Source organism: Acinetobacter sp. GG2 (assembly GCF_000292385.1).
GTDB lineage: Bacteria > Pseudomonadota > Gammaproteobacteria > Pseudomonadales > Moraxellaceae > Acinetobacter > Acinetobacter seifertii.
This window is the reverse complement of sequence record NZ_ALOW01000030.1, coordinates 131,102-142,796: the sequence shown is the minus strand read 5'-3', so window position 1 is coordinate 142,796 and position 11,695 is coordinate 131,102. Positions and strand designations below refer to the sequence as shown.

At 37.1% G+C, this 11,695-nt stretch carries 9 protein-coding genes and 3 tRNA genes; 3 read left to right on the top strand and 9 right to left on the bottom strand.

All coding sequences use genetic code 11. The annotated features are described in order from the left end of the window. The 5 genes from B554_RS0107420 to B554_RS0107400 form a co-directional block, all read right to left on the bottom strand. Positions 1–77, bottom strand: a tRNA-Asp gene (locus B554_RS0107420). A gap of 47 nt (positions 78–124) precedes the next feature. Further along, positions 125–201, bottom strand: a tRNA-Asp gene (locus B554_RS0107415). Positions 202–225: 24 nt separating this feature from the next. Next, positions 226–301 (bottom strand) — tRNA-Val (locus B554_RS0107410). Positions 302–507: 206 nt separating this feature from the next. Beyond that, on the bottom strand, positions 508–1,011 hold the full coding sequence (elsL, locus tag B554_RS0107405; RefSeq protein ID WP_019457559.1) for a cell wall-recycling L,D-carboxypeptidase ElsL: 504 nt from the start codon (positions 1,009–1,011) through the stop codon (positions 508–510). 151 nt (positions 1,012–1,162) lie between these two features. Continuing rightward, entirely contained in the window at positions 1,163–1,531 is a 369-nt protein-coding gene (locus B554_RS0107400) for a YbaN family protein (RefSeq protein ID WP_019457558.1), read from the bottom strand. A gap of 104 nt (positions 1,532–1,635) precedes the next feature. Between B554_RS0107400 and B554_RS0107395 the strand changes: the two genes are divergently transcribed. From B554_RS0107395 to dapE, 3 genes are all read left to right on the top strand, one after another. Beyond that, a complete protein-coding gene (locus B554_RS0107395; protein ID WP_019457557.1) occupies positions 1,636–2,529 on the top strand; it encodes a DUF1853 family protein in 894 nt (297 codons plus the stop codon). 112 nt (positions 2,530–2,641) lie between these two features. Then, the gene (locus tag B554_RS0107390) at positions 2,642–2,785 is read left to right on the top strand and encodes an entericidin A/B family lipoprotein (RefSeq protein WP_081400322.1); all 144 of its coding nucleotides are present in this window, start codon (positions 2,642–2,644) and stop codon (positions 2,783–2,785) included. A 125-nt stretch (positions 2,786–2,910) separates the two neighbouring features. Beyond that, entirely contained in the window at positions 2,911–4,044 is a 1,134-nt protein-coding gene (dapE, locus tag B554_RS0107385; protein WP_019457555.1) for a succinyl-diaminopimelate desuccinylase, read from the top strand. A 128-nt stretch (positions 4,045–4,172) separates the two neighbouring features. On the opposite strand, the gene B554_RS0107380 is transcribed toward dapE, so the two are convergent. From B554_RS0107380 to B554_RS0107365, 4 genes are all read right to left on the bottom strand, one after another. Next, the gene (locus tag B554_RS0107380) at positions 4,173–5,063 is read right to left on the bottom strand and encodes an alpha/beta fold hydrolase (protein ID WP_019457554.1); all 891 of its coding nucleotides are present in this window, start codon (positions 5,061–5,063) and stop codon (positions 4,173–4,175) included. An 8-nt stretch (positions 5,064–5,071) separates the two neighbouring features. Beyond that, positions 5,072–6,463: a coproporphyrinogen-III oxidase family protein gene (locus B554_RS0107375; RefSeq protein ID WP_019457553.1), complete on the bottom strand. Its 1,392-nt coding sequence runs from the start codon at positions 6,461–6,463 to the stop codon at positions 5,072–5,074. A 201-nt stretch (positions 6,464–6,664) separates the two neighbouring features. Further along, on the bottom strand, positions 6,665–7,132 hold the full coding sequence (locus B554_RS0107370) for a hypothetical protein (RefSeq protein WP_004705778.1): 468 nt from the start codon (positions 7,130–7,132) through the stop codon (positions 6,665–6,667). Further along, positions 7,129–11,649, bottom strand: a complete 4,521-nt coding sequence (locus tag B554_RS0107365) for a hybrid sensor histidine kinase/response regulator (protein ID WP_019457552.1) — start codon at positions 11,647–11,649, stop codon at positions 7,129–7,131. Before B554_RS0107365 ends, B554_RS0107370 begins: the two co-directional genes overlap by 4 nt. Between the last annotated feature and the right edge of the window lie 46 nt (positions 11,650–11,695).

Here is an 11,695-nt window from a genome sequence, read left to right as displayed (position 1 = left end):
TGGCGCAGCGGACGGGGCTCGAACCCGCGACCCCCGGCGTGACAGGCCGGTATTCTAACCAACTGAACTACCGCTGCACTTTCACAATATCGCAATTGTGGGGTAAACGATGTTAAGTCTTAAGTGGCGCAGCGGACGGGGCTCGAACCCGCGACCCCCGGCGTGACAGGCCGGTATTCTAACCAACTGAACTACCGCTGCACTTGAGAGCTTAACGTAAAGGCTTGGTGGGCGCTGACGGGATCGAACCGCCGACATTCTGCTTGTAAGGCAGACGCTCTACCAACTGAGCTAAGCGCCCTTAACGTCTTCATCGTTTGTGAGGTGCATTATAGAGAATCTTTAACAGGTGTCAAACGCTTTTCGACAACTTTTCAAAAAAATGCGAATGAATGATTAAAAATAAGTCATTATTAAGTAAAAAACAATTTTTTGTATTTTATTTAAGCACTTATTTTAATATTTTGATCATTCGACGAATAAAACACGAATATTTAAAATCATAATTTAGATTAAAGATTGTTCAGACAAGTAAACAAGAGCGTCTTCAGGGACTAAATCAAACAATTCAATGATTTCTTCATTACGCATTCGAATACATCCATGCGACATTGGAATGCCCATTGGTTCTTTGTCCGGTGTCCCATGAATATAAATATAACGTTGCATGGTGTCGTGGCCTTCCCCTTTATTAAAGCCTTCTTCTAAACCATCTAACCAAAGAATACGTGACAGTATCCAATCTCGCTCTGGGAATTGTGCGGCAAGTTCACTGCTATAAACTTCACCAGTTGGGTTACGTGCAATAAAAACTGCATTCTTAGGCGCTTGCATACCAATTTTTTTGGCAACCCGATGCCATCCACGTGGAGTTTTCCCAGTATTTTCTTGTTCCCCTATTCCATTCTTACCTGTAGAAACTACATAAAACTTATTATGCTTAGGAAGGTCTAAAGTTTGGTTTGCTAAATCGATAAGAATATCTGCATCTTCAAGTTTAAATTGGGACATGGAATTTCTTCTCTTATGTGAACTCAACTCTATTTTGAGCTTTAATAAAAATTAATGGGAAACTTGTCTTACATCGCAAGTAAAAGATTATTAATCCTCTTTTATCTACGCGCAGTTTCACTGCTTGTCTTGAGCCAAAATTAAAAGATTATCAATCTTTTAATTTTGGCTCAGGGCGTAGCCATAGCCAAATTGCAACAACGAGCATGGTAGTATCGGTGAAAACTTTCACCCAAAATGGCGCAGAGGTAAAAAGCATTAAAATACCGCTTAAGGTCATCATAATGCTTGCGATCCATTTTGCCTTACGTGGTACTGTGCCATTTGCTCGCCAGTCACGTAGAGTTGGCCCATATTTCGGGTGATTTAACAACCATGCATCCATCTGAGGCCAACCTTTTGAGGCAGCCCAAGCAGCCAGAATAAGAAACACTGTTGTCGGCATGCCCGGTAAAATTGCTCCAATAATACCAAGCGTGATAAAAATCACGACCAGAGTTCGCCAAAACAATGTTCGCATATATAAACCTTAAGCTATTGTTGATCGTAGTATAAAGTGTTTTTCTGGTATTGTTTTGTTGATCAACCATGAAATTGGGATGAATTATTTCGAGTACTAAACGTATGAATATTGCCTCAGTTAAAACATCCTATTTTGAACCATGGTTACAGTTTAATCATCCAATGGTAAGACAATTAGCATTTACCATTGCTAGCCCTAATTTACTTTGCCATCTTCCTCAAAGTCTCGCTATTCAGCATAGCTTTCAACTACATTCTGATCCGACTTGGAGACAGCATTTTCAAAACTATCTACCACGTTTGCAACAACTAAATGAGTCTCCTGAACCTTTACTCCTGTTTATGTCTCGCCTTAAAAGCACGCGTTTAGGTTTACGTTTTGAGAACTTACTTTGGTTTTGGTTACAGGAAGACCAATATCATTCCTATCAATTATTAGGCCATAGTATTCAAAAAATTGAGGGGGCTAAGACGTTAGGTGAACTCGATTTTTTGGTTTTAAATAAAGAAACTCAACAAATTGAGCATTGGGAAGTTGCTCTAAAATATTATTTGGGCGAAGGACAATTAAATTTGGAACAATGGATTGGCCTAAATAGAGAAGATACTTTGAGTACAAAGCTTTATCACTTCACTGATAAGCAATTTCAATTTTCAGAAGCTTTAGATTTTAACATTCAACAACGTTTTGCTGTTCTTAAAGGTCAGCTTTATCTACCCCTAAATTTAGCTCAAGAGCAACCTATTCCGGACTGGATCAATTCAAACCGTCGTCTCGGATATTGGGGCACAAATATTCCTGACTCTAAATTTTATCGTCTAGAAAGGCATGAATGGCTTTGCCCTAATAAACAGGTAAGCTCAAATACGGCTTATTGGTGGACTGATGGCTTATATTGCAAAAATAACGAAGACACCCAGTTTTATATGTTCAGACATCCTTCACTATTAAGCCTAGGCCATGTTGGCAACGAAAAAATGCCACTTTACAAGTAGGTATAGACTTCTAGAAACAATTTATAACGTTTTTACTATTAAATAGTCATGTTTCTTTTTACGTTTGTTTTTTAATCTAAATTTACTTCATTATTAAATTTAAACGGAGAAAATGATGAAAAAAGTTTTAGTCGCGTCTGTAATGATTGCATTTGTATTAACTGGCTGTAATACGTTCAAGGGTTTTGGTAAAGATGTCTCTAAAGCTGGTGATGCCGTAACAAATACTGCTGAAAAAACACAAGATAAAATGTAAGTTATGCACAGCTTCGAAAAACCTTATCGCTTCGATAAGGTTTTTTTATTTTTAAATACCCAACCTTCAGAGATTCGCCTATTATATCGGACTATATTTCCCCTACTCAGCATGCAATTTCCGGTATGAACCACTCAGACACTCTCTCGCTTAGCTTAGAACTTTTACAACAGCCTTCTGTTACTCCTATTGACCATACTTGCCAAACCATTATGGCTGATCGCCTAGCGAAAGCTGGCTTTCATATTGAACCAATGCGTTTTGGGGATGTTGATAATTTATGGGCTCGTCGTGGAACTGAAGGTCCTGTGTTTTGTTTTGCTGGACATACCGATGTTGTTCCAACAGGTCGTTTAGAAGCATGGAATTCAGACCCATTTGCACCAGAAATTCGTGACGGCAAATTATATGGTCGTGGTTCAGCTGATATGAAAACTGCGTTAGCAGCAATGGTGGTCGCATCTGAACGCTTTGTAGCAAAGCATCCAAATCATAAAGGTTCAATTGCTTTTTTAATTACTTCAGATGAAGAAGGCCCTGCTGTTAACGGTACAGTTAAAGTTATTGAAACACTTGAAGAGCGTAATGAAAAAATTACATGGTGTTTGGTCGGTGAGCCATCAAGCACAAGTAAATTAGGTGATATTGTTAAGAATGGTCGCCGAGGTTCCTTAAATGGCGTATTGCATGTTCATGGTAAACAAGGTCATGTGGCGTATCCTCACCTAGCACGTAACCCAATTCATCAAGCTTCAGCGCCCTTAGCAGAGTTATGCCAAACTGTTTGGGACAATGGAAATGAATACTTTCCTGCAACTTCATTCCAAATTTCAAATATTCACTCAGGCACTGGTGCAACTAACGTTATTCCGGGTACTTTAGAAGTGACTTTCAATTTCCGTTACTCAACAGAAGTTACAGCTGAACAGCTTAAGCAACGTGTGCATGAAATTTTAGATAAGCATGGTTTGCAATATGAGATTGACTGGAATTTATCTGGCCTGCCATTTTTGACACCAGTAGGTGAATTAGTTAACGCTGCTCAAACTGCTATTTTAAATGTAACTGGTACTGAGACTGAGCTATCTACTAGTGGTGGTACATCTGATGGGCGTTTCATTGCTCCAACAGGCGCACAAGTTTTAGAACTGGGTGTACTTAACGCTACTATTCATCAAATTAATGAACATGTAGATGTACACGATCTTGATCCTTTGACAGATATTTATGAGCAAATTTTAGAAAATTTACTAGCTTAAAATATTAAAAAAGTGATCAATATAAAAAAGCACCTATATTAGGGTGCTTTTTATTATTTGCAGTTTTCATTATTCTGTTTTTAAGAACATGAAATAAGATTTTCATTCGTTAAATTAGATAGATGATTTTAGAATTGTTGTAGGACCTCTTCTGAATGCTTATCTATCCACTGCAATATAGTTGGCCAAACCTCCTTAGCCGCATTTTGACTCAGTGCGATTCGACTATGAGAATAATTTTCCAAGTTATTATTAGCATAGCCAAATTCACAGAATACATTGTTTTCATTTTCAAAGGCTTTTAAATATTTATAACAACCTTTAACAGGGGCAATAAATTTATCACCACTCCCAGAGATAGAGTATATTGGAACTCTAATAGAACTCATAAATTCTTTATAATCAATATTTTTAAATTCACTAATAAAATTTTGCTTTAAATTCCAATTAAACCAAGGCCGCATCGTATAATAGGTTTCATTTAAACGACCTAGCTTAAATTTATTAGCAGGAATCTGACCTAGACCTTTAGTTACTAGTTTTGCAGAAAATAACCTAATAAAATCAAATGAGTTATTTATAGCACCAAATGCTTGGCAAGCAACCAAAGTAATACTTTTAATATTTTTCAAATATTCTGGATAGTTAATCAAGAACATTGTTAAGCATAAACCTCCACCACTATGCGTTACGCAGTGTAAAGAAGTTATATTAAAATGATCATGAATATAGTGAAATGCTGCCTTGTATTCATATAATGCAACAGTTTCAAAATTAAAGGGAAGATCTGTTTTGGGACTAGTGCCATGCCCTCGCCATTCTAAAATAAAACAGATATAGCCTTCTCTTGCCAAATAATCTGCAATACCCATGCAAACAGTTTTATCTGAAAATGCCCCATGAGATAAAAAAATGGCTTGCTTCTTCACCATAGGATTATCTTTTTTATAAACTTCCCATAAGGCAAATTCACAATCATCATCCGTTTTTAAAATATGCAGCTCTTTATGAATTGACATTTATTTTTCTACTGTTGCAATGATTTTATTCTCGGTTGACTTAATAATGACTGAATAAGCGGAGTATAAAACTCTCCCTCATTAATCAGTTTAATATATTCATCACCGTACTCTACCCAGCCTTCTTCAACTAATGCATCCCAAATAAGCTTATAATCAAGTTTAATATCACTGTTAAAAATTTTCTCGTACTTTTTAGTGCTAATTTTCATTTCTTGCAATGCTTGAAATATCCAAATTAACTTTACGTCTTCAGTATCATGAATAAACATACGTTCAATAGGAAGTTTATTCAAAGATATTGTATTGTAGTATTCGGTTAGATTTCGATGGTTCATTGCTGAGACAGACTTAATGCTTGATGAGTTTGGTTGCAATCTCATATTAACGGCTGCATAACCTATTCCACTCATTGTGGTCATTTTGCTTTGGCCGTTTGCATCTAAACAATCTCTGAGATTATCTTCATAAAAGTATTTCTCTGAAATTAGCTGATTATTATCTTCTTTTTCCCAATCATATACAGTCTTTTGTTTATAGCCTCTGCTTATTAAGAACTGTTTAGCAATGTTATACATTTCAATTTTCTTCTCAATAGATGGCGTATTTTGCTTTTGTTTTGTCGCAAAGTCAGAACGGCCAGCGATATTAAGCTCATAATGAGTAATATGTTTTATTCCTGATTGAACAATACTCTCTAAGTCTCCTAACATTGCTTCAACTGTTTGATTTGGCCAGCCATAAATCAAATCGACGTTACAAGATAGAGAATATTTATGAAATAGCTCAATTGCATCAAAAACCTGTTTTCTTGTTTGTTTACGGCCACTTGTAGTAATTAGTTCATCATTAACCTGTTGCACTCCCATACTGACACGATTAAAACCAGCATCCTTAATTGCTCTTATTTTATCTTCATTGAAAAGTTGAGGAATACCTTCTAATGTCATTTCTATAGGTTTAGTTATTCCAACATCTGGAAAAAGAGAAGATACAACATTAGTCAGCTTCATATAATCATTAGGCTGAAGCAAATTAGGTGTACCTCCTCCTACATATAAACTTTCAAGCTTAGCTCCCTGATAAAACTCTTTATATAAATGCGCTTCCTTGCTTAAAAAATCCAGATAATAGTCCATCTCCCTCTTACCTTTATAATCTTGTGTAGGGAAAAGACAAAATCCACAATGGGGAGGATCAGTAGGAATACAATATGGAATACCTAAGTATAAGTTTATGGACTTATATTGAGCATCTGTATGCAGTAGTAAGTGATTATTTTCTTCTTCATTTAAATCTGTTTTCCACATTTTAGGTGAAGGATGAGTATGTAGAACCTTATTTGATAGATGTCGTACTTTATTTTTTTGTATGAAGTTTTTAATTGCAGCAATATCCATAGTCAATATATTTATCATTTTATATTAAAAAATATATTGTATTTAAATATAATATATCATGCAATTGATTTAGCTTATTTTTTACATTCATCACTTACTAGCAAAGTTAGTTAAAGTTTAAAATCTTTAGCTGTATTTTATGAACTTACAAAATAATTGAGTCATCATAAAAAAAGGAACTCATTTGAGTTCCTTTTTACTTTATAAACCTAAAGTTTTTTCAATATATTCTAGGTTCGGTATATGGTAGCGTCGATCTTGCATTCGTACATATTTAAATACTGTTGGATGCTGTTCAGCTTCTTGGTGTTCATCTATTTCATCGACAATTTCAGAAATACGTAAACGAACAGAAAGCGGCATAGTTTTACACATTAATGCAAACCGTTGGCTGATATCTTCCCCTTCAATTACCAAGGCTACAGCATATTGATCGGTTGTGTTATGAACCGAGTAGATAGGTAGCTTTACATCATGCCACTCAATGTGTTTTACGCCATTTCTTACGTCCATAGCCGATAAGACAATATTTTGTGGCAACAGCATAGGTACCTGATCATTACATTCAATGATATAGGCATCAATAAAACCAGTTGAAACCGTAATAAGATGCTGTAGCTCTTGCTGGTCCATATTACCGATCAAAGATGTATTTACACTACCTTTCATGATTTGACCTCGCTTTCAAATGCTACAAGTAAAGCATCGATATTCTCTAGTAACTCTTCCTCTTGGAAAGGTTTACCCATATATTGACTTACACCTAACGAGAATGCTCGTTCTCGATGTTTTTCACCTGTTCTGGATGTAATCATAATAATTGGCATGTATTGATGCATATCATGATGTCGTACAAGATTCAGTACTTCGAAACCATCCATACGTGGCATTTCAATATCAAGTAGCATTAGATCTGGCTTAATATTTTCTAGCTGCTCTATGGCATCCACACCATCTTTAGCCGTAACAACATCGTAGCCTTGGCGTTCAAGTAATCGAGACGTTACCTTACGTACAGTTACCGAGTCATCGACAATCATAACGAGACGGCGCTCGTCAGATTCTCGTTGTCTATATACTGCTTCACTAAGCTGTTTGTGACGCGGAGTAGACTGAATTTGTCGCGCAATATTTTGTCCGTCTAAAATTAAGCAAACTTGTCCATCACCTAAAATAGTCGCACCTGCAATTGCCCCAATGCTAGCGAACTGTTGGCCAATTGGTTTCACTACAATTTGTGCTCGAGAACCAATTAACTGGTCAACAAGTAAAGCCACAGTTTGACCATTGTTGGCTTTAATCATTAAGACAGGTAATGAATACATCATGCCATTTAGACGTGGTATTGGTTGATTACCCACAAATTCTGAAAGATAACGTAATGGATAACGTTTATTTTCATATTCGAATAGTTCTTTAGGGCTTTCAAAATACTGTTCTAAAGAAGCTGGTGAAACTCGAACAATTCGGTCGATTTGAGCAAGTGGAATCGCAAATTGCTGATCTGCCACTTTCACCATTAAGGCATCACTTACAGCTACTGTAGTTGGTACACGAATAGTAAATGTTGTTCCCTTACCATAAACAGAGTCTACGCTAACATGTCCACCTAGAGCCTTAATGTCGCTTTGTACAACATCGAGTCCAACACCACGCCCAGAGATTTGAGTAATCTGATCTGCGGTACTTAAACCCGGATGGAAAATCAGTTGTAAAATATCTTGGTGTTCCAAGTGCTGTTCCGGTTTGATCAGACCCGCAAGCAGTGCTTTTTGACGCACTTTTTCTACATCAATACCTTGTCCATCATCGCTAAAGACAACAACCACATCTGTACCTTGACGTTGAATATTAAGTTCAATACGCCCAGCTTCAGGTTTATTAGCTAGCTGACGTTGTGTTCTGTCTTCTAAGCCATGGTCAATTGCGTTTCTGAGCATATGCTCAAGCGGTGTTACTAAACGCTCTAAAATATTACGGTCTAGTTCACCTTCAGTATTATTTACAAAAAGCTCAGCAGGTCTTTTCAACGCAGTAGAGGTCTGACGAACAATTCGCTGTAAACGTGGTAGTAACCGTGAAAATGGAACTAGTCGTGTTCGCATCAAACCTTCTTGAATTTCTGCCTGAATTCGTGACTGTTGTAAAAGCAGACTTTCTGTATCTCTGATCTTATGAGACAACGTATTTTTAAAGTCGACTAAGTCCGATGCAGATTCAGCAAGAGATTTCGACAACTGATTTAAAGATGAATATTGGTCCATCTCTAAAGGGTCAAAGTCGGTATAACGAGAATGCTCAATACCGTGTTTGGCAATAATTTGTGTTTCTAACTCGCCTTCCATTCGACGTAACTGATCGGCAAGTCGTTGAATAGCCAATTCCATTTCAACCAATGTATGACCAAACTGACTTAAATCCATTTCAATTCGCGAGCGGTTAATCGAATTTTCACCTGACAAATCAATCATCTTCTCGATTAAGTCTGCTGAAACTCGGATCATTTCATTATTTTGATCCAGACGTTCTGTTTGCTCCCATACCCCCATCATTGGTGGTGGTTCGGTACCATCACCTTGTATAAAGGTCATCACAGGTTCTGAGCTAAACAAATCAGCTTTTGTTAACTTCGCTGGAATTTGGATATTGGTTTCAAAGAATTGAATATTTTCTAAACTTTGTTGTAGTCCATCGAAATGCTGGTAGTTGTGCTTGAAAATTGCATCTTTTAGCCATGCAATTGCACTTTCGAGCAGATGGTCATAAATATTCGAGTTGAAGTGATGCAGTGCAAACTGTTCAAAAGTATTTTCCAGTTGATAAGCAATTGCATACACGGCCTCTAAACCGACCATGCGTGCACCACCCTTCAAACTGTGCACGGCTCTTTGTAACTGAAGCAAGATACTACGGTTCGTACGCTGATCAAACCATTGTTTCAATAGCACATCAGCCATTTCTAACAATTCAGCAGCTTCTTCTAGGAATGTCTGCTCAACAACAACGGTAATATCTTCTTCGTCAACTACAGCTTCATTCTCTTGCGAGGATTCAACTGATGTTATTACTTCAACTGGCGTAGCCAATTCAGTAACAACGGTATAAAATACTTGATCGTGATGAGCTTCTAATTCGTCAACAACAACTTCTGTTTCCGCTGGTACCTCATTTATTAATACTTGAGACACCACCTCTTGTTCAGAGAATATCTCACTTTCAGTATCAAATACTTCAACCTCAGGCACAGGTTGGAAGTTAGAGTTTTTACCCGCTTGTTTTAACGCATTAATTGTGTAAGGAGCCGCATAATCTAGCTGTTTTTCACGCATGATTTGTAGACGATCAGCCAAGTCATCTTGAATCAAACGAATAAAATCAATTAGAGGTGAGGTTGCAATTAACTGCTTTTGAATTAAACGTTCATATATGCTTTCTAATTCATGGGTAATCGAACCGATATAAGTCGCCTGAACCATATTTGCTCCCCCTTTCAAGGTATGCAAATAGCGCATTAAGTTGTTCAGAGCTGCAAAGTTTTCTTGCTCACCTACCCATATATTGAGATCAGTATCAATCCCCTCAAGTAGCTCATCAGCTTCTTCAAGGAAAATGTCCAAAAGGTCAGGATCAAAGTTTCGATTTACCTGTACAGATGAAATATACTGACGATCTTGCTGTACACTCTGGCTTAATACGGTCCAATCGGCGGAATCTGATAAATTCTCTACCGTAATAACTTCTGGTTCTAGTTCAGTATTGAATAGTGGCTCATCAAAAGTAAAATTCTGATGAGGTAAATCGTTTTGAATACTCGGCGTATGTAACGTATAAAGTTTTAATTCTTCTAGAATACTTTGATGTTGCTTAACAATACCGACTCGCTGACCAGCAGCTAAAGCATCGAACAATTGAATAAGTTGTTGATGCGCTTTCTGATAAATTTCAAAAATATAGTCTGATTGCAACAAGACAGGTTTATCAAGCAATACATTATAGCTGTCTTTCAATTGGCTCGTATATTCATGCAAACCAAGCATTGCTTGAGAGTGAGTATGCTGTAGCAACAGATCAGCCTGTTCACTTAGACGTTCAAGATAACCAGGAAACTCGTTACGAATTCCTTTCTCAAAATCTAATTCTGCATCTAGTAACTCAGAAACATCTAGCAGCAATAATTGCGACACCAAACCATGTGAAGGCATTAATGGATCAGTTCGATCACCATGTTGCTCCACGTAGGCATCCCATGATTGATTAAACTGCGCCAATCTCGCTTCAAGCTGTTCACTTGAACTATTGCTAGATAGCAGTTCTAAGCTCTCGCCAATAAACTCACGATATTCTTGTAATAATAAAATCTCATCTGAATTAGAAGAAAGCTCCTCTTGCAATAAGATTTTAAATAAGTGCTCAACTTTAGTACTGGCTTCAAAAATTGTTTCGACCTGCGCCATTGCAGAACTGCCACGCAAAGTATGTAGAGCACGTATTAAAGCATTGTAGCTATCATACTGATGTAGTTCTTGATTTAAGAACTGGTTAATTGTCGATAAATGCTCTTCCGCCTCTTCCATAAACAAGGCTAAAGTTTCATTTAGATTTATTTCAATTTCAGTATGTACATCTTCAACAATTGGCTCAGCCAATAAATCTTGCTCAATATAGTCTAGCTCAAGCCCAGTGATTGTTTCGGCAGTAAGCGTATTTGAAAGTTGTAAAAGCTCTTCTAAAGCAGGTTCTAAACTTTGCTGTTGTTGTAGTTGTTGGCCTAATAAAATAAGCGGTCTAAAATCTACTGCATGTGCTCGTTTTTGCTTAAAGTTATCTACTAATTTAAGGAAATAGAACTTAAACACTAACTGAACATAGCCTTGAATAGCTGGAGTCAGCTTAAGGCTTTGATTGATTACTCGATTGAGCGTATCTTCAACTGTCCAAGCAAGCTCGGCCGAAGATTTAGCACCAATCATTCTCCCCGAACCTTTTAAGGTATGAAAATGGCGGCGAATTTCAGTGAGCGTAGCAGTATTTGCAGACTGCATCCATTCATTCAACAATGGCTGCAAATCAACAAAAATTTCATCAATTTCTTCGACAAAAATCTCAAGAAACTCAGCATCTTGTTCAGAATAGCTATCTTCAGGTAGAGTCATTGCTTCAGTTAAAGTTTTTAATATTTCTTTCATAGCAAAGGCTTCTTTTGCTTACCCCCTGAGTGGGGAAAACTACAGA